The following is an 18,172-nucleotide window of genomic DNA, read 5'->3' on the forward strand; positions in this document are numbered from 1 at the left end:
TACATAATGTACGAAACCGATGTAGGAGGCGGAAAATGGAATACAGTATAAGAGCGGCGGATGAAGAAGATATTAATGGCTTATGTAATATTAGAAATAATAAGGACTTGTTTGTTAAGTATTTGAAACAACATAAAAGTAAGGAAGTATATTTGGCGGTAGCCGCGGAAGACAATACAATTCTAGGTTTTGGTGTTCTAAAACTAAAGGGGAGTTTATTACCCAAATTAAGTGACCTTTATGTAAAGGATATTTATCGTGGCAAAGGAGTCGGTACAGATTTAATAAGATATCGCGAGGAAATTGCAAAAAGTCTTGGATATTCTGATTTAATCGTTAGTGTTGACCCAATAGAAAATCCAAAGATGATAAAGCTCATTACAAAACACGGGTACGAGGCTATTTCCGAACCATATATTAAAACTGCTATTTTCTACAATGATGACGGGACTACTTATGAGAAAACTTATTCAAGAATTGACTTGAAGAGGTCGTTAAACTAACGGGTAGTATAGAATGTCTCTAACGCTTATCGTTCGGGAGATACAGTACGACGAGAATTAAAGCCAGATAGTCACCAAATTCACAAGCTATTGAAGCATATGGAGAACACAAAGGTTTCAGTTAAATTCATTCGTGAATGTGGAAAAGAGTGGACTTTAGAGTAGGTTTTTTTGATCTAATGGGTAACGTTATCTCTATAAACACGATAAGGCAGCTGGTTACTCAACGTATCGGCTGCCTTTATTCAACTAACGGGCAGTTGTCTTTAACTATTAACTATAGTTTTCTTGCCTTGATTACAAAAGTTACAGGAAGCATCTTTGCTTTTTTTGCAAAATCGTCGTTATCGTCCCGCAATTGCATAATTTCATCTTCAGATTGCTCAATCATTTCTTCAATGACAAAACCCGCTCTTGAGAGCGCATTCACATAAGTTGATAGTTTACGGTCCGATAGTGTTAGCGTACTTTCGTCAAGAGATACCGAATACCAAGATTCATCGAAATAACATTTTTTAAATACAAGCATATCATTTTCTGCAACAACACATTTATGTATAGGGTGAGACCAACTGAAAATAAATACGCCGTCTTTTTTTAGGTAAGAAGCAATCCTGCAAAAAGTACCCTCGAGGTCGGTGGTCCAGCCTATTGCATAAATCGAATAAACAAAGTCGAAATAATCCTCTGGTATGCCACATTTTTCTTCCATGGGAGAACAGATTAATTTTGCTGAAAGACTACACGCCGTCAAATATTGCCTTGTCTTTTCGATTTGGTTTTCTGATAGGTCCATACCCCATAGTTCAGATGCTTTACGTTCCCCGTGATATTGCAAAGATTGACCGCTACCACAGCCTATCTCCAACATCTTTTTTCCTGAAACATCACCAAAAAGTTGGCATTGTTCTTCTGATACAAATGCTCCATATAAAGGAAGTGCGGTTGCTCCTAAAACATCATTTCCTTTTGTATCCCAAAATAAGCTGTTTGTTTCATGAATAACTTTCTTGTCCATGTCGACCGAGAAAGCGACGCCAACTTCACCAGCGCCTATAACGTTTGTTCTATAACCAGAATTTTTGTCCATGCCGGTACCATCCCCCAATATTAAAATATGAGTCTAAACTTATATCCCGACCCCAAAATAATGTACCATTTTTCTATGAACCAATCCACCTAAAATATTCCATTAAACATCCATTTAATCTAGCAGAACTCACTGCGCTAACGGGAAAAGATAGTGAAATAGTGGCTACTTCGGCAGCAGTTTTTATTTGTTCAATTAATGGGAAAGATAGTTGAAAAAGGAACTTAAATTTAAATCTCGAATATCTAATGTAAATTGATAGGTGAAAATTTGATGACAGACAGGAGTTAGATACGATGATAAAAGGTTTTGGAGGAATATTTTGGAGAACTAAGAATCTTGAGGTTATAAAAAAATGGTACAGTGAGGTGTTGAAGATTGAAATAGATAATTGGAATGGGACTGTGATAAAACCCCAATTAGGAAATGAGACGATCTTTTCGTTCTTTACCGAAGATGATAGTTATTTTCCTACAGAACAACAAGTGATGTTAAATTTCCAAGTACACAATATAGACGAGACTATTAAGCATCTTGAACAAATTGCTGTACCACTTGCAAAGAAAAAAGAGATTAGTGAATTTGGAAAGTTTATTTGGATTGAAGATCCTGAAGGTAGACTGGTCGAACTTTGGGAGAAATAACGAGTTGTGTTAGAAGAATATGTTGACACAAAAGTAATTAGGGACCATACTATATTTATGAACAACAACAATAATAAAAAAATAAATGACATTGAAGCTATTCCCTCGCTTGTACAATCCAAGCGTCAGATTGATCGCTATAACCTAGACATAGACGCACAGGCTATACTCGTCGCGTCTAGGCTAATGGCAGCGGGAGCCAAGCTTGGACATGCCTCGGAGATTCATTTCTCTAGATTCGGTTTATCAACAGGGCGATATCGTTTATTGGCAGATCTTGAAGATAACGAAGGAGAAGAGTTGCCTTCGCAATTAGCGGAGCATCTAGGTGTTACACGTGCTACAGTGACTGGTCTTATCGACATTCTTGAACGAGATGGCCTAGTATCTCGGCGAGCAAGCTCAGAAGATGGCCGTCAGAGAACGGTCATTTTGACGGAAGAAGGAGCGAAGAAGCTCCGTGAAATGGCTCCAGAGCATTTCGCTCGGCTGGAAGCGATGGTGGGCTTACTCAATATCGATGAGCGAAGCGTATTTCTCGACTTGCTAGACCGAGTTACACAAGGCATCTCAGCACTTACGGGCGAGCTAGGCTCGAAACCAAAGGGAAACATCAGTAATGAGTAGAATGGGCTAGTGAAGCTAGCCCATTTTTACTCTTATATAGTTAGGCACCTAATTATATCTCGCTGAAAGCAATCGTTGAGCTACTTCAAAGAAGAAAGGAGCAACTAAATGAACCAGATGAAATACTCGAATCAGACAGATGATGTTTACGGCATCAAGGCTGCTGGTTCCAAGAAAAAGACTTTTGTACTGTGGCGTGAAGTTGTAATGGCCTATGCTGCTCCTGCCATTATGGCAGGTATCGGGGGATTGGTTACTGCTGATAGGGGGCTTCTACTAGGAGCATTGACCACAATTGGCGGTGCATCGGCCTTGATGGCCTTGATGATTGGCCTCTTGTTGCGCAGCAGAGTGGGCCATATGCGATGGGTCATCGGTGCACCTCACTTGGTTGTAGTAGGAGGGTTCGCATTAGTCGGGGCCTCGTTTGGACTATATGCCGCATGGGTAACATCTGTTGTAATTGAAATTATGATTCCGAGTAATCACTTAGCTTGGGTCGGTCGTGTCTGGATTGATTTCCCATTGTCTGGATTCATAGCAAGCACGATTGTTACATGGCGGTGGCGCTTTGCCGTTACAACTAATTATTCATCCAAAAGGAGAAAAAAATAATGATAGTTATTATGGGAGCAACAGGTACGATAGGTAGTGCGCTTTTGGAACGTTTGGTTGATCTTGGCATACCTATTAAGGCGCTGAGCAGAGAGCCTGAGAAATTGCTTGATCAGATAGGAGAAAAAGGTCGATCGACTATCGAGGTCGCTTTTGTGGATGCTTCCGACCCCGAATCGCTGCGCCGCGCGTTTACAGATGCTAGTCAGCTCTTCCTTGCCATGTCCAACAGTCCAAGACAAATCGAATTGGAAACTTCGATCATTCAGATTGCCGCCGAATCTGGAATCAGACACATCGTAAAAATATCCAGCCCTGCCTTTGAGCAAAGCTCTCCAGTGGCAGTGGCGGGCTGGCATCAAGAAATTGAGAAAACGCTGAGGGAATCGGGTCTCATCCACACCGTATTGCGTCCTTATGCATTCATGCAAAACTTAATGCGCCTTGCGCCAACGATCAGAACCCAAAATGTTTTCTTCGGCTCCATGGGCGATTCACCATGTAATTTCATTGACTGTCGCGATATCGCAGATGTTGCCGCAGAAGTTCTGACCAACCGCGAGGTATCCGGTCAAATATATACGCTTACTGGTTCGGAGATTTTCAGTTATCCCCAGATCGCGAATCAAATATCTGCCCTGCTTAATCGGCCGATAAGTTACATCAACATGGAGCCCCAAGTACTACTCCGTAATCTTATCGAACACGGGCATATGCCTTCTTGGCTCGCGAACCACGTTGTGGAAATTCAAACCATGTCTACGGTTGTACCAGAAAGTCCAAATGACACTGTAAAGCGCTTGCTTGGCAGAGAGCCACGCACATTAGACGCCTTCCTGCATGAGTATGTAGAAAATTTCCGGTAGAGGTGGAGTTCACCTATTTTGAAATTAAGCTAACGGAGAACTATAGTGAAATAGCGGTTGCTTCGGCAGCCGTTTTTTTATTTGTTCAATGAATGGGAAGGATAGTTAAAAAAGGAACTTGAATTTAAATCTCGAATATCTAATGTAAATTGATAGCTGAAAATTTGATGACAGACAGGAGTTAGATGCGATGATCATTAAGCATCTTGAACAAATTGGTGTACCACTTGCAAAGGAAAAAGAGGCTAGTGAATTAGGGGAATTCATTTGGATTGAAGATCCTGAAGGTCGACTGGTCGAGCTTTGGGAGAAATAACGAGTTGTAATTCATTGCTATTGAACTACTCAACAAGAGCAAGAAATGGAGCGAAAATATGGTTGAGGAAAGATCTACAATTACAATTGATTTCCCGGAACGGTATCTCAGCGGGGTTACGTAAATCTTTGGTCCCCTGCTTCTCTTTGTTGGTGTGACTCTGCGATATAATTTTAACTTTTTCTTTCCGGACCCAACTTACGGCATTTCATGAACACCCTACTTTATTGATTGCATCTTACAGCACATTCGCCGCAGGAAATGTTTTGATGTGGCCAGCCATCATTATGTTAGCAAAGATGATAAGCGCCAAAAGACCAGGCTGGGCCTTTTGGGGAGGAACATTCGCAATCTTTGGTTTGTTTGCTCGTACATTTCATGCTGGTATTGACCATCTTGCCTTCCAACTGGTGCGGGAAGAAAATGTGGATTTGGCTACCAAGGTGATTGCTAATTCATACGGTTCGTTTCATATTTTTAAAACTTTCAATCTTGCCATTATGTTGGGTTGGATCGTCCTCGCAATTGGTGCATACCGGGCTGCAACATTGAAAATCTATCAGTGTGTTGCATTAGCCCTTATGGCGTCACTTCCATTAGGCGTCTTGAAAGGTAGCACACCATTTTCATTCATTGCGACTTTGGGGCTTTGTGTGGCACTTTTACCTTTAGGGATCAAAGTTCTTCGAGAAGACCCGAAACCTTCGACAATTGTCATCTTTGGTTGGATTATATTATCCATCGCATTGATCGGTTTCTTTTATTTCTTTGGTCAAGCGGGATAATGATAGAATCCAGTTTAACTAACGGAGAACGATAGTGGATTAACGGTTGCTAAGGCAGCCGTTTTTTGTTTGCTAATTAAAGGGCAGGATACTTGAATTAAACAAGGGCATAATTGTACCGAAAATTTGGAGGAATTACCCATGTTTAAATGGATTATTTCATTGATTTTTATCTTTACACTGTCTATCGGAATCAACAATGAACTACTCTTCGCATCAACTAAAACTACGCTAGCTTTTTCAAATGTGGAATTGGACAAGCTGAAAAATGTTTCGGATTTCAAACTACTAGTGCCGTCATACTCGGTACAAAGCTATAAGTTAGAAATTAAGGAACCATATCCGCTTGTTCTTAGTCAATCCGTTTCGAAAGTTATACTTTATTTTTTTGATGAATCAGGACAGACATATTTGTTTGGAATTGAAGAACATAAGGCGGTTGGTCATAAAATAAACCGAGTTGTCACGAACATCGATGTTCGTAACCAAATAAGTACAACAAGAACTATAGTGGAGGATTTTAAATTTAATGAACGTGGAGAGAAAATTAACATAAATGGAATCGAAGGACGGTTTGAAGCATGGGCAAATCATACACCAGGAGGATACTTACGTTGGGTACAAAATGGTACTTTCATTGAAATCGACAGCGGAGATTTGACTAAAGAGGAAATGGTCGAGTTAGCAAAATCAATGAAAATGAATACGTGGTTGAACTAACGGAGAACGATAGTTGAATGGGACATCTAAAGAAGAATTAGATGTCTCAATTAGATCTATACATGTAACCCTTGCCGAAGCAAAGAGCTATATTAAAATGCTGCAAGAAGGAAATAGTTAGGCGATTGAGCTTACGGAAAAAGATAGTACCATGACAACAGGCAGCCGAGGTCATCCGCTGCCTGTTCAGCTCACGAGCAGATTTACTAACTGGAGTTGAATATTGTTATTGCACTCTCAATATTATATAATGAGTAAAAACTCATTCATTAAAAGGGAGCGGATTGTTTGCCACGTAGCAAGGAACAGTTTGAAGAAATGCGCAATGCCACTAGGGAAAAAATTCATTCAGCTGCGATGAAGTTATTTGTTCATCAAGGTTTCGGCTCTACGAATGTTCAAGAAATCGCGGATACAGCTGGCATTAGTATTGGGCTGCTGTATCGTCATTACAAAACGAAGGATCAGTTATTTAACGAATTGGTTGCCTACGCTGTTGAAGGATTGAAACGTAATATTACTTTTTTTGAATCCGATGATTCCCCTAAAAAGTTATTGGCACAGTTTGTCGACGAAGTCTACACTGACATGATTAATGGGGAGGAACTAGCCAATCTGCTGATCCTTATTAATCAATCACTATTAGCTGGAACTGTTACAGGCTCAAAACATTATGAAGAGATCCTCCATGTAAATGCCAGACTGCTTGATTCTACAGCACAGCTCATTCGCAAGGGTCAGCAGCTTGGGGAATTTCACTCGGGTGATGCACAGGAAATGGCTGTCCTTTTTTATGCATCGATTCAAGGCTTGGCACAGATGAAAGTATTACTAAAGAGCAACTTTACTATGCCCTCGCCATCTATCCTCACCGCATTTCTATTGAAGGAAAGGAAGTGACCCTGTCATGATTAACGTGGTTAGAGCCGATCAAGCTGGACCTGATGTGAGGCGAGGAATATCTGAAATATTCGCTGAGGGATTCACACAGTGGCTAGGGTATTTCTCTAAGGATCCGAAAAGGATTGCTGCTGCTTTCGCCCATATATTCGTTTTGAACCAATTTTATGTGGCTTTATACAAGGGGCAAGTGGTCGGAATGGCTGCATGTACGGATGGAACTTCACCTTCAGTTAAACTGGATAAAAAGGAGCTTTGTAAACATTTGGGGTTTTATAGAGGTACTATGGCCAGTATTTTCTTGAAAAAAGAATTTGAAACTACCTTCGTTCAACCATCACCTGGTGTAGGCTCCATTGAATTTGTAGGAACGGCCGCCGAATTTAGGGGGCAAGGCGTAGCTTCGCAACTGATTCGTCAAATTCTTGAGTATACACCATATGACGTTTATTTAATTGAAGAAGTCGCAGATAGCAATATTCCAGCCATGAAACTCTATAATAAATTAGGTTTTGAAGAATACAAACGCAAGCAAATACCAATTAAACGTGCAAAGAAAATCGGGATCAATTACGTTGTATCATTGAGGTATTCGAAATAATGGAGATTAGAAAAATCTGAAGACAACAGCGGCCGGAAGTCCAAACATTCCCCGCAGTTACGACCGCCACCGTATAATATTTTCTTTAAATAAGATTCTTAAAAAACTGCACTTTCTCCTTAAGAAAGTTCATCCCTGTAGAGACACCAAAGATTGTTTGTCTGTTATCATTAGAATAAGTTTATTGTAATGCTGTGTGATGATTTTTTTAGGTAGGAGGACTGCAGCATGAAGACAATTCGAGTACTGCTCGCTGATGATGAACCGGTGATATTACGTGGCTTAAAAAAACTGATCTCGTGGGAGAAGCTTGGAACTAGGATCGTTGGAGAAGCCAGTGATGGAATAGAGCTGAAACAACAGATTGAAGAACACAATCCTGACCTGATCATTAGTGATATAAGCATGCCTGGTTATACAGGAATAGATATCATTCGAGAGATTCATGAAGCTGGCAGGTCGGTAAAGGTTATTTTTATAAGCGCTTATCAGGAGTTTACTTATGCCCGTCAGGCATTGCAGTATGGTGCGCTAGATTACTTGGTGAAACCAGTGAATAAGAACCAGTTGGAGCAGGTTGTAAGCAAAGCTGTTTCTCTTATTCGTCAGGAGACTGAAGGAGAACGTAACAAAGAGAAGCTGAACCATTACGAACAGAGAAATCACAGATTAACCATCGAAGAAATGCTCGACAAGCTGACGGACGGTAACAAAGGGACAGCGGATACCCTGCTTGATATGGGGATTATTGCGCTCAGTCGGTACGTTAGTATTTGTTTAGTAGAGACAGACGAGGCTTCAGGGCAGCCCTCAAGATGGGAGGAACGTGAACGTAAGCTGATTGACTTTGCGCTCTCTAATATTATTAAAGAAACCGTAGAGCAAAGAGAGAATAGTTATATGTTCCGCAAAGGTGAACGTTTTTGCATTCTTCTTCAACATGAAGATTCGAAAGAACCAGAGAGACTGGCAGAGGATCTGCACGGGAAAATAAATGATTTTCTAAAATTAAAGGTTTCTATTGGTGTGGGCAACACCGTTGACGGAATGGACGATGCGGATGATTCTTATCGTAATGCTTTGAAAGCGCTACAATGTAAGTATTTCGCTGGGTTAAATCGTGTCATCCCATATAGAAAGAAGGAGTTCGAAAACGAATCATTGATCGTAACTCCTTTGTATGAAATCCAATCCGCACTAAGCATCGCCTTGAAATCTCAGAACAGAGAGCAAATCGCGCAAGAAAGCATACGATTATTTCAGAAGATTCGGATCATGGCAGACGGGAATAGAAACCAAGCGGTGTCCACCGTTTATAATACGATCATTCAGCTTGAGCAGGAGCTTATTCATTTTGGAGTGGAGGCAGCTCCTTCAGTTCAGGATTCCAGCCCGATTCTAGAGCGAATGACTAGTCTTTCTACGTTCCAAGAAGTGGAGGAAGAATTCCGTATGATTCTATGTAAGCTGTCAGAGCAAATCGGCAGTCGTATGGGCAGCAAGGAGCTGAAGCAGCTTTCTCAGGTGAAGGCTTATATTGATGAGCATTATCCAGAAAATATTACGCTGGAGTCTATGGCAGGGATGATGTTTATGAATTCCTATTATTTCAGCAGCTTTTTTAAAAAGCATACGGGACAGAACTTTAAGAACTATGTAACCGAGGTCAGAATGAATCACGCACTCCGCCTTTTGCTGCAAAGCGATATGATGGTTTATGAAATTGCCGACAGTGTAGGATATAACAACGCTCGGCATTTTAGCGATATGTTTAAGAAGAAATTTGGCAAACTGCCTCAAGAGTATAAGCAATCCTTAAAAAGCCAATAGACAGATGGATAACAAAGGGGATACCTTCATTCATGCATATCTGGGGACGAAGATCCAAAAGCATATTTGTTAAATTCTCAGCTTCATTTTTACTAGTCGGCCTGATTCCGTTAATTGCGCTCAGCTATATTTCAGTACAGACATTCTCAGGATATGTCGAGCGTTACACTACAAGTAACTTGCAGCAAATGGTGCTATATATGAGTTATAACTTGAATTCTGCTTTTAATCAGTACAATGAGGTCTCCAAACTGATGTATACGGGGCGTTATGAAGGCTTTATCGAGAGTTACTCGCAGAATCAGGCCTATAATGTAAATGAGCTGGAGCAGATTAACACGATCCCTATTGAATCTTTTCTAAAAACGGTGCTCTACAGCGACCCTTATATCACCAGTGTTTATTTTCATAGGAAGTCGGATGATAAGCTATATTATCAGGAAAAAGAAAACAAAGGGATCAACTTCGATCTGTTGCCCTATAAAGAGTGGTTAACAGAAATGGCCCCGAATCCTTCTAAAGTAGCCATATTCCCAACTCATTCCGAGGATTATTTCATAGGCTCAAAACGTAATGTATTCACGATTGGTCGTACGCTGATTGATATTTCCGGGCGTGTTACCAAAGAACCTAAGGTCGTAGGGACCTTATTTATGGACGTGGATACATCACTATTTAACCAGTTCTTTAGGGAGCTAAATCTCGGTGAACAGGATGATCTGTTTCTGCTAGATGGCGATGGAAATGTATATTTCACGAATGAGAACCTATCAGAGAACGGTGAGGAGCAGCAAGCCAAGAAAGATGAGAAAATGATCGTTCTCAGTGAGGACATTCCCTTCCTTAATGGTACTGTGACTGCAAGAATACATAAGTCCGATTTGTTTGACCAGCTTTTTTCCGCCCGAACGACCGTGTTTATAGCGATGTTTATTTGTGCGATTGTAATGATCATCATGGGAGTCTGGTTCTCTAGGCGTCTGGCTGCCCCGATTCGGAACTTAATTAAGCAAATGGCCATCGTAGAATCCGGTAATTTAGATACCCAGATGATCGTAAATAGCAATGACGAGATGGGAAGACTCAGTCATGGTTTCAATCGAATGGTTGAACGACTGCAAGCCTATATTGATGAAGCCTACGTTGCCCAGATCAAGCAGAAGCAAACCGAGTTAAATGCATTGAAAAGCCAGATTCGTCCTCATTATTTATACAACACATTGGAAGTCATTCGAATGAATGCGGTGGATAAAGATAATGACGAGGTCGCAGATATGATATTATCGCTCTCCAACCAGCTGAAATATGTAATTGACTATGGAGAGGATAAGGTAAGCCTCCGTCAGGAGCTCGAGCATTTACGGGATTATTTCTACATTATTTCTGTTCGATATGAGAATAAATTTGAGCTTGTTGTTGATCTTTCTCCTGAAGTGGATTTGAACTGGTACATTCTGAAATTGTCTCTACAGCCGATTGTTGAAAATGCTATACAGCATGGCTTGCGCAGTCAGGGAAGAGGGACAGTTGGGCTGACGATTGAAAAGAAGGATGAAATGCTGCTGGTTACGATCTATGACGATGGAATTGGAATGAACAAGGAAAAGGTGCAGCAGCTATCTGAAACCTTAGAGGAGCCTAGTTCGCCCAGCAAAAATGTCGGCTTAAAAAATGTGCAAGAACGGATTCGTACAGTGTATGGTGTGGAATACGGGTTGTCCATCAGCAGTCGGGAGCATATTGGGACATCCATTCTGTTGTTGTTTCCGATTGTAGAGAACCCGTATAAATTTGTAGATGGGGAGAACGAATAAAGGGATATGCGATGAGCGGAAGGCTGCGGTCTTTCGTTCTTTTTTTTGAAATATCCTGAATACTTCTTAAATTCACTACACATCCTGCTTAAAAAAGTTCATTCAACCGATCTATAATGAATGCTATTCTATTAGCAACGGAAACGCTTTCGAGAGATGATGCGCACATCTTGCTTCAGTTTCCACAGTGTATACAAAAGGGGAGGCTACTAAGTTATGTATAAAAAAACAATGATGAAATTATCCGTAATGTTACTCGCTACAACGACAGTTCTCACTGCTTGCGGTGGAAATAATAATAATGCCAGCAATAGTGCTGGAAATAAACCAGCATCTGAAACACCTGCAAATACGACACAAGAGACGAAGAAAGAGGTTAGCTTTACGATTGGATACGCATCTGGGGACCCGGCAACTAAAAAGGCTATTGCTGATACAGTCAAAAAGTTCACCGAAGCTAATCCGAACGTCACCATCAAAGATTTAAGCGAAACTTCATCCGCTGCCTATCTCGACTGGCTCAAAACAAAAGATGCGGTGGGTGAATTCCCAGACCTGGTGGAAATGCGTGATACTGAAGTCTTTGCCGATGCAGGGAAAATCGTGGAATTGCCTTCAGATTTGCTAGATTTGTTCGAAGCTCCACCTCAAGTGGATGGAAAGGTGTGGAATGCTCCGCTGCAAGTGAATGCACCTCAAGGAATCATCTACAGTAAAAAAGCATATGCGGACGCAGGGATCACAGAGCTTCCCAAAACGTATGACGAATTCATCGCCATTCAAGAAAAATTGAAAACATCGGGCATTACTCCGATTGTAGTAGGCGGAAAAGATATTTTCCACATGGGCTTCTGGGTTAACAAATTTTTGATTGATGATGTGTACACTAAGGATCCAGATTGGAACTCCAAACGTACGGCCAAAACCGTCAGCTTCACGGATGCAAATGTAGTTCAAGCCATGACGGATTTTAAAGATTTGTTTAAAAATTATGTCGATAAAGGCTGGCTGAGCACGGGCGATAACCAAACGGCTTCGATTCTCGTTTCAGGTAAGGCAGCACAGTTGTACTCCGGTACATGGATGTTTACACAAATCGCAGAAGCTGACCCGAGCTTCGAATTCGGATTCTATGGTCTTCCTGACCGTGAAGGGAAAATCAATGTGATTGGTCTTCCGTCGCCAGCAGGCTGGTCCTTATCCACTGAAGCCGCTAAAGATGCTGATAAAACAGAAGCGATCAAACAATTCATCCGGTTCTTCTTTGCGCCAGAACAGTATTCGAGTTATTTAGCAACGATTAACGCGATTCCATCCACTAAAGAGAAAGTAACTTATGATACAAGCGAACAAATGCAAGTCGCTTTGGATCTTATTTCAGACCCGAATGTTGTTAAATCCTTAGCGATCAACAACTGGTGGGGAGATAACTTGATCCCTCCACAGTTCCGTAACTGGTATTACAAGTTGCTACAGGATCTTGTTGTGAAGGATGGAGAAGTAACTAAATATATGCAGGATGCGGATACAGAATATGACAACCAAGTGAAAGCTAATCAGATGTAAGAGCAGCGCCTGTTAGAGAGCCTCTGCTGCTGCAGAGGTTCTCTTTATAATAAGCGCGTCTTAAAGGAGGGAGAAGAGCTATGGCTACATCCGCAGTAAATGCTGACAAGTCATTGATAACCACTGTGAACCAGAAAAAGAAAAAGAAAAAGTGGCAGTCTTACGCACTGCTGTTCATATTACCATCATTTATTTTGTACACAATGTTCGTCATCGTCCCTACGGTGGGGAGTGTCTATTTAAGCTTTACCTCGTGGGATGGCATAAGTAACGATGTGAGATATATCGGCTTTGCTAACTTCGTGGAAATATGGAATAGTCCAAGGGTGCATAATGCGCTGAAAAATACGATGGTCATGACTATTTCACTTGTTGTACTCGAGAATATTGCAGCCATTGCAATGGCAATGATGGTCGACAAGGTGCGCTGGTTCCGGAATTTATTCAGAAGTGTATTTTATTTTCCTACGCTCCTTAGTGGGATCGTAATGGGCTTTGTTTGGGCGATGATTCTGAATTACAATTTTGGTGTATTTAATCAGATTCTGGAGTCTGTCGGTCTCGGAAGCTGGATTGTGGATTGGCTGGGCAACCCTAAATACGCGATGCTATCGATTGTTTTGTCTACCGTTTGGAAAAGTGCGGGCTATTATATGATCATCTATCTCGCCGGATTGCAGGGGATACCGCAGGAATTGAATGAAGCGGCCAGCATAGATGGAGCAGGTGGATGGCAACAGTTCCGGCACATCACATTTCCACTACTTGCTGGGTCAATGACAGTGTGTATGGTACTTTCTATGATCAGTGCACTGAAGATTTTTGATCAGATAGCGGTGATGACAGATGGTGGCCCGGGATTTGAGACGGAGACATTAACTTATATTATTTATAAAGTAGGGTTTGGTGAATTAAGGCAAGGCTTTGGTACTGCGCTAGCGATGGTCTTATTCTTAATCATATTGATTATTACAGTCTTCCAAGTGAAGGTTCTCCAGAAGCGGGAGGTGCAGCTCTAAGATGACTATGCAGACACGCAGAAGAGTTGGGCAAATCGCACTTTTTATTGTTACATTAGTAGTGGCCATTATATTTTTCTTTCCTATTTTCTTTAATTTGATGTCGGCCTTTAAGAGTAATGCAGAGATTATGAAGGATGCTATTGCGTTTCCGAAAACACTTTATTTGGACAGCTTTAAATACCTGTTGACTGAAACAGAGTTTCCACGAGCGATTCTGAATAGTCTGATTTTGACAGCGGTGTCCATTGCCGCACAGGTCTTGATCATTCCGATGGCAGGTTATGCTATTGAGCGTAGAAATGCTAGATGGACTCGCTTCATGTTCGTATACTTTTTGGCTGGAATGATGATTCCCTTTCAGGCATACATGATACCTTTGTTCAAAGAGCTTAGAATGCTTGGATTGTACGGCAGCCTTGCAGGGCCGATTCTTATTTACGTGGCCGGTGCGGTTGGCTTCGGATGTCTGCTTTATACCAGCTTTGTAAAAGGAATACCTAGAGAAATTGAAGAGGCGGCTGAGATTGATGGCTGCTCGAGGTACGGGATATTCTGGAGAATTGTCTTCCCACTGCTAGGGCCTGTTACAGCGAGTATGGTCGTCTTGAACGGACTTGGAATCTGGAATGATTTCCTGATGCCGATGTTGGTATTGCCTTCAGGACAGGCTAAGACTATGGTCGTTGAAATTTATCGTTACATTGGAGAATTCTCTTCACGTTGGGATATGATTTTTGCGGGAACTGCGATGTCGGTTGTGCCTGTGTTGATTGTATTTATTGCCTTGCAGAAGTATTTTGTTAAGGGAATTGCATCAGGGGCGACGAAAGGGTAGTTCTGTGCAGAGGTAGGATTGGAGTATGTATAAAGGGATGTATCCTGTACCCCTAAGTGGGCAGCGGGATACATCCCTTTTTGTATACAAAAAATGATCGTTAAAGCGTGCTTGGATTTGCTGTTAAGCGTCGGTAGCCCATCGGTGGAAGCCCTGTCCAGCGCTTAAATTGCTTGCTGAAATGAGAGACATCACGGTACCCAAGTCGATAGGCAACGGATTCAACGGATAGATTATTGTCCATAAGCAGCAGTTTGGCGTGACGAATGATCAAGCGGGACAAATATTGTCTTGGCGACATGCCATAGATTTGGTGAAAAGCACGATTACAGTGAGTAGTGCTATATCCGAGCTTGGCAGCAATGTTCTCAATTCCGCCGCCTCTTTCGCCTGTGACCACCGCCGTAGTGACTGATTCTTGCAGCAACTCCTCAATAGCGTTAGCAAGAGCAACAGTATTTTCTGTAGCTTTTGTATCGGCTGGGAGAGGCATTTCCGAAAGCACCCAACCGCTGAGCGCGGTCAGAAGCTGCAGGGAAGCATGCAGTGTAATCAGGCGATTTCTATGTGTGTCCTTTGACTCTGACAAGATGGAAGAATTAATGATTACGTCTAGAGCGGAACGGATGGCCAGCAGCTCAGGGGTGTTCCCGCTCAGGCTAACAGCATCTGCTGTGAGTAAGGCGCGCCGTAAAATTAGATCGTCGATATCAAAATGCAGGCAGTAATAAGACATGTCATAGCTGGCATTTGAACCAAGACTGCTATGTTCAACGCCAGGGCGAATGAACAAAATATCGCCGCTTTGTTGTACAAAAGACTTATTGCCGACCATCATATGCTGCTCACCCTGAAGTACTACGTTTATCTCAAACATCGGATGGGTATGAACCGGATATCGCCAATCCGAATTCACTTTTCGCCAATGCGCGGCGAAAATATGAAAGGCTGCTTGAATGTCTGGAGACATTTGACCGTCTATAGAATTATGAAAGGCGGGATCATTTGAGATCATTACAATCCTCTTTTACTGTAAAGTTTGGCTTCATTATAACATAGGTTTTTGTCGATGTTTGATTTGCCCAAATAATAGACTGCTTTAACCCTGTTGCACTTCTAGGAATATCGCTAACATGTAGCTATAGCCCGGTTGGAACCGGTATTAAGCGGAGGGAGTGCATTCACTTATGTCGCAACATAATAAATTTTTTAATGCTCATCATTCACCGATCGGTGCTTTTGCAAGCTTCACCTTAGGGTTTAAAGGAGCTAGCGGAGGTTTCGATCTGGAAATTGGGAAACCCCCTAGACAGAATATATTTATAGGATTAGAACGTGCAGATGGTAAGGGTTATGACACCCTGCCATTTCACGAGAATGGGGGAGAGGACGAGAGCAAACGCTACGATATTGAGAATCCTGATCCCAATCCAGACAAGCCTAATATTCTATTTCCTTTCCCAGAGGATGAGATTACAAGAGATTTCCATGTAGCTACGGATAGCTGGAATGCAGGAGATTTAACATTCAGGATTCTGTCCCCGGTTCGTTCTGTGCCAGATCCTGAAACTGCTTCCGCAGAGGAATTGAAGGATGTGCTGTTGCCTGCAGTCTTGGTTGAAATTGAAGTGGATAATACTTCATCCTTAACAGGTCGTCGTGCGTTCTTCGGCTTCCAGGGAACAGATGCTTATAGTGGAATGAGAAGGCTGGATGATGTGTCATCTGAGGTTACAGGGGTTGGACAAGGAAGATTTATCGCAATTGCTGCGGAGAAGGGAACGGCGAAGTCTGCTCTGCATTTCACAATGGAGGATATTTTAACGGCTGATTTGCAGGAGAATTGGACGTTTGGGTTAGGTCAAGTTGGGGCTTTGATCATGGATGTGCCAGCGGGAGTAAAAAAGACGTATCGCTTTGCTGTATGTTTTCACCGTTCTGGTTATGTTACCTCCGGTATGGATGCTTCATATTACTATAATCGCTATTTCAACAATATTGAGGCAGTGGCAGAGTATGCATTAGCTAAATTCGATGTTCTTAATCAAGAAGCGAATAAAGCTAACGAGATGTTTGCTCATGCTGACCTATCTGAAGATCAAACCTTCATGCTAGTGCATGCGATTCGTAGCTATTACGGTTCTACTCAATTGCTTGATTATAAGGATAAGCCGTTCTGGATTGTCAATGAAGGCGAATACCGGATGATGAATACTTTCGATCTAACCGTCGATCAGCTGTTCTACGAACTGCGTATGAATGCTTGGACCGTACGTAATGAGCTGGATATGTTCGTAGAAAGATTCAGCTATGAAGATACCGTGCGTTTCCCTGGTGATGATACAGAGTATCCAGGTGGAATTAGTTTCACACATGATATGGGGGTAGCTAATGTAGTTTCACGTCCGGGCTTTTCCGCTTATGAGTTATATGGCATTGATGGTTGCTTCTCGCATATGACACATGAGCAATTGGTAAACTGGGTGCTGAGTGCGGCAACTTATCTTGAGCATACGGGCGACCTGCGCTGGATGGAACGTAATCTGACTATCATGGAGAAGTGTCTGGATAGTATGTTAAATCGGGATCACCCAGATCCTGAGCAAAGAAACGGTGTCATGGGGCTTGATAGCTCACGCACGATGGGCGGAGCAGAGATTACTACGTATGACAGTCTGGATGTCTCCTTAGGTCAGGCACGTAACAATATTTATCTGGCAGGAAAATGCTGGGCGGCTTACTTGGCCATGGAAAAAATATTTGCAGAGTACGGGCGTGCAGAGCTGTCCAAAACAGCAGGTGTTCAAGCAGAGAAATGCTCTGCAACGATGGTAGCAAGTGTTACTGCAGATGGGTATATTCCAGCTGTCATTGGAGAAGGAAATGACTCCAAGATCATTCCGGCTATCGAAGGGCTTGTATTCCCATACTTTACTGGGTGCAAGGAAGCGCTAGATAGAGAAGGTAGGTTCGCTGCCTATATCGGCGCTCTCGATAAGCATCTACATGCTGTCTTACAGCCGGGTGTCTGCTTATTCGAAGACGGCGGTTGGAAAATTTCTTCGACCAGCAACAACAGCTGGCTGAGTAAAATCTACCTCTCTCAGTTCATCGCCCGCCATATTCTTGGCTTAGAGTGGAATGAACGCGGAGCGGCGGCAGATCGCGCTCACGTCGCTTGGCTTACCCATCCGGAGCTTTCAATTTGGAGCTGGAGTGACCAGATTATTTCTGGTGAAATCACGGGTAGTAAGTACTATCCTCGTGGAGTAACGGCGATATTATGGCTTGAGGAGAAATAGGAATTTAGAGCTTAATGGAATAAAGGGCAAACGAGTCTCCTATGTGGGGAACCGTTTGTCTTTTTTAATAAAATTATTTATATCTTTTTTTGATTTATATTCCCAAAACTAGTACTATAGTATTAATTTGTAATAA

The 18,172-nt window shown here is 42.1% G+C and carries 17 protein-coding genes and 2 pseudogenes; 17 read left to right on the forward strand and 2 right to left on the reverse strand.

Features of this window, described 5'->3' with window-relative positions; all coding sequences use genetic code 11:
- Window positions 1–35: 35 nt before the first annotated feature.
- Together NSS67_RS15555 and NSS67_RS15560 are read left to right on the forward strand one after the other, a co-directional pair.
- On the forward strand, window positions 36–503 hold the full coding sequence (locus tag NSS67_RS15555; protein WP_339320362.1) for a GNAT family N-acetyltransferase: 468 nt from the start codon (window positions 36–38) through the stop codon (window positions 501–503).
- A gap of 12 nt (window positions 504–515) precedes the next feature.
- Window positions 516–611: pseudogene (locus NSS67_RS15560) on the forward strand (aminoglycoside phosphotransferase); the annotation flags it as partial.
- Between the two features lie 169 nt (window positions 612–780).
- Here the strand turns inward: NSS67_RS15560 and NSS67_RS15565 are convergent.
- Complete coding sequence (locus NSS67_RS15565; RefSeq protein WP_339320363.1) at window positions 781–1,593, reverse strand: class I SAM-dependent methyltransferase; 813 nt, start codon at window positions 1,591–1,593, stop codon at window positions 781–783.
- 296 nt (window positions 1,594–1,889) lie between these two features.
- Here NSS67_RS15565 and NSS67_RS15570 point away from each other — a divergent pair, with 296 nt between their 5' ends.
- The 14 genes and pseudogenes from NSS67_RS15570 (at window position 1,890) to NSS67_RS15635 (ending at window position 14,734) form a co-directional block, all read left to right on the forward strand.
- Window positions 1,890–2,237: a glyoxalase gene (locus tag NSS67_RS15570; protein ID WP_339320364.1), complete on the forward strand. Its 348-nt coding sequence runs from the start codon at window positions 1,890–1,892 to the stop codon at window positions 2,235–2,237.
- 57 nt (window positions 2,238–2,294) lie between these two features.
- Window positions 2,295–2,864 (forward strand): MarR family transcriptional regulator, encoded by a 570-nt coding sequence (locus NSS67_RS15575; RefSeq protein WP_339320365.1) that lies wholly within the window; start codon window positions 2,295–2,297, stop codon window positions 2,862–2,864.
- 108 nt (window positions 2,865–2,972) lie between these two features.
- Entirely contained in the window at window positions 2,973–3,479 is a 507-nt protein-coding gene (locus NSS67_RS15580) for a hypothetical protein (RefSeq protein ID WP_339320366.1), read from the forward strand.
- Window positions 3,479–4,345 (forward strand): SDR family oxidoreductase, encoded by an 867-nt coding sequence (locus NSS67_RS15585; RefSeq protein ID WP_339320367.1) that lies wholly within the window; start codon window positions 3,479–3,481, stop codon window positions 4,343–4,345. The genes NSS67_RS15580 and NSS67_RS15585 overlap by 1 nt, the downstream gene beginning before the upstream one ends.
- 196 nt (window positions 4,346–4,541) lie before the next feature.
- Window positions 4,542–4,661 (forward strand): annotated as a pseudogene (locus NSS67_RS15590) (glyoxalase); the annotation flags it as partial.
- Window positions 4,662–4,930: 269 nt separating this feature from the next.
- Window positions 4,931–5,446: a hypothetical protein gene (locus NSS67_RS15595; protein WP_339320368.1), complete on the forward strand. Its 516-nt coding sequence runs from the start codon at window positions 4,931–4,933 to the stop codon at window positions 5,444–5,446.
- 141 nt (window positions 5,447–5,587) lie between these two features.
- The gene (locus NSS67_RS15600) at window positions 5,588–6,166 is read left to right on the forward strand and encodes a DUF4367 domain-containing protein (protein ID WP_339320369.1); all 579 of its coding nucleotides are present in this window, start codon (window positions 5,588–5,590) and stop codon (window positions 6,164–6,166) included.
- A gap of 288 nt (window positions 6,167–6,454) precedes the next feature.
- The gene (locus tag NSS67_RS15605) at window positions 6,455–7,066 is read left to right on the forward strand and encodes a TetR/AcrR family transcriptional regulator (RefSeq protein ID WP_339320370.1); all 612 of its coding nucleotides are present in this window, start codon (window positions 6,455–6,457) and stop codon (window positions 7,064–7,066) included.
- Between the two features lie 7 nt (window positions 7,067–7,073).
- A complete protein-coding gene (locus NSS67_RS15610) occupies window positions 7,074–7,667 on the forward strand; it encodes a GNAT family N-acetyltransferase (protein WP_339320371.1) in 594 nt (197 codons plus the stop codon).
- A 228-nt stretch (window positions 7,668–7,895) separates the two neighbouring features.
- Window positions 7,896–9,497 (forward strand): response regulator, encoded by a 1,602-nt coding sequence (locus NSS67_RS15615; RefSeq protein ID WP_339320372.1) that lies wholly within the window; start codon window positions 7,896–7,898, stop codon window positions 9,495–9,497.
- Between the two features lie 32 nt (window positions 9,498–9,529).
- Window positions 9,530–11,311, forward strand: coding sequence for a sensor histidine kinase (locus tag NSS67_RS15620; RefSeq protein WP_339320373.1), 1,782 nt, complete (start codon window positions 9,530–9,532; stop codon window positions 11,309–11,311).
- Window positions 11,312–11,527: 216 nt separating this feature from the next.
- Entirely contained in the window at window positions 11,528–12,877 is a 1,350-nt protein-coding gene (locus NSS67_RS15625) for an extracellular solute-binding protein (RefSeq protein WP_339320374.1), read from the forward strand.
- Between the two features lie 80 nt (window positions 12,878–12,957).
- Complete coding sequence (locus NSS67_RS15630) at window positions 12,958–13,896, forward strand: sugar ABC transporter permease (protein ID WP_339320375.1); 939 nt, start codon at window positions 12,958–12,960, stop codon at window positions 13,894–13,896.
- A 1-nt stretch (window position 13,897) separates the two neighbouring features.
- Window positions 13,898–14,734, forward strand: coding sequence for a carbohydrate ABC transporter permease (locus tag NSS67_RS15635; protein ID WP_339320376.1), 837 nt, complete (start codon window positions 13,898–13,900; stop codon window positions 14,732–14,734).
- 100 nt (window positions 14,735–14,834) lie between these two features.
- Here the strand turns inward: NSS67_RS15635 and NSS67_RS15640 are convergent, their stop codons facing one another.
- A complete protein-coding gene (locus NSS67_RS15640) occupies window positions 14,835–15,749 on the reverse strand; it encodes a helix-turn-helix transcriptional regulator (RefSeq protein WP_339320377.1) in 915 nt (304 codons plus the stop codon).
- A gap of 172 nt (window positions 15,750–15,921) precedes the next feature.
- Between NSS67_RS15640 and NSS67_RS15645 the strand changes: the two genes are divergently transcribed.
- Complete coding sequence (locus NSS67_RS15645) at window positions 15,922–18,036, forward strand: glycoside hydrolase family 52 protein (RefSeq protein ID WP_339320378.1); 2,115 nt, start codon at window positions 15,922–15,924, stop codon at window positions 18,034–18,036.
- The last annotated feature ends 136 nt before the right edge of the window (window positions 18,037–18,172 follow it).

This window comes from Paenibacillus sp. FSL R10-2734 (assembly GCF_037963865.1).
Lineage (GTDB): Bacteria > Bacillota > Bacilli > Paenibacillales > Paenibacillaceae > Paenibacillus_AQ.

Coding starts and splice junctions, on each gene's coding strand:
- NSS67_RS15555 (WP_339320362.1), top strand. CDS start 36: ATGGAATACAGTATAAGAGCGGCGGATGAAGAAGATATTAATGGCTTA.
- NSS67_RS15565 (WP_339320363.1), bottom strand. CDS start 1,593: ATGGACAAAAATTCTGGTTATAGAACAAACGTTATAGGCGCTGGTGAA.
- NSS67_RS15570 (WP_339320364.1), top strand. CDS start 1,890: ATGATAAAAGGTTTTGGAGGAATATTTTGGAGAACTAAGAATCTTGAG.
- NSS67_RS15575 (WP_339320365.1), top strand. CDS start 2,295: ATGAACAACAACAATAATAAAAAAATAAATGACATTGAAGCTATTCCC.
- NSS67_RS15580 (WP_339320366.1), top strand. CDS start 2,973: ATGAACCAGATGAAATACTCGAATCAGACAGATGATGTTTACGGCATC.
- NSS67_RS15585 (WP_339320367.1), top strand. CDS start 3,479: ATGATAGTTATTATGGGAGCAACAGGTACGATAGGTAGTGCGCTTTTG.
- NSS67_RS15595 (WP_339320368.1), top strand. CDS start 4,931: ATGTGGCCAGCCATCATTATGTTAGCAAAGATGATAAGCGCCAAAAGA.
- NSS67_RS15600 (WP_339320369.1), top strand. CDS start 5,588: ATGTTTAAATGGATTATTTCATTGATTTTTATCTTTACACTGTCTATC.
- NSS67_RS15610 (WP_339320371.1), top strand. CDS start 7,074: ATGATTAACGTGGTTAGAGCCGATCAAGCTGGACCTGATGTGAGGCGA.
- NSS67_RS15615 (WP_339320372.1), top strand. CDS start 7,896: ATGAAGACAATTCGAGTACTGCTCGCTGATGATGAACCGGTGATATTA.
- NSS67_RS15620 (WP_339320373.1), top strand. CDS start 9,530: ATGCATATCTGGGGACGAAGATCCAAAAGCATATTTGTTAAATTCTCA.
- NSS67_RS15625 (WP_339320374.1), top strand. CDS start 11,528: ATGTATAAAAAAACAATGATGAAATTATCCGTAATGTTACTCGCTACA.
- NSS67_RS15630 (WP_339320375.1), top strand. CDS start 12,958: ATGGCTACATCCGCAGTAAATGCTGACAAGTCATTGATAACCACTGTG.
- NSS67_RS15635 (WP_339320376.1), top strand. CDS start 13,898: ATGACTATGCAGACACGCAGAAGAGTTGGGCAAATCGCACTTTTTATT.
- NSS67_RS15640 (WP_339320377.1), bottom strand. CDS start 15,749: ATGATCTCAAATGATCCCGCCTTTCATAATTCTATAGACGGTCAAATG.
- NSS67_RS15645 (WP_339320378.1), top strand. CDS start 15,922: ATGTCGCAACATAATAAATTTTTTAATGCTCATCATTCACCGATCGGT.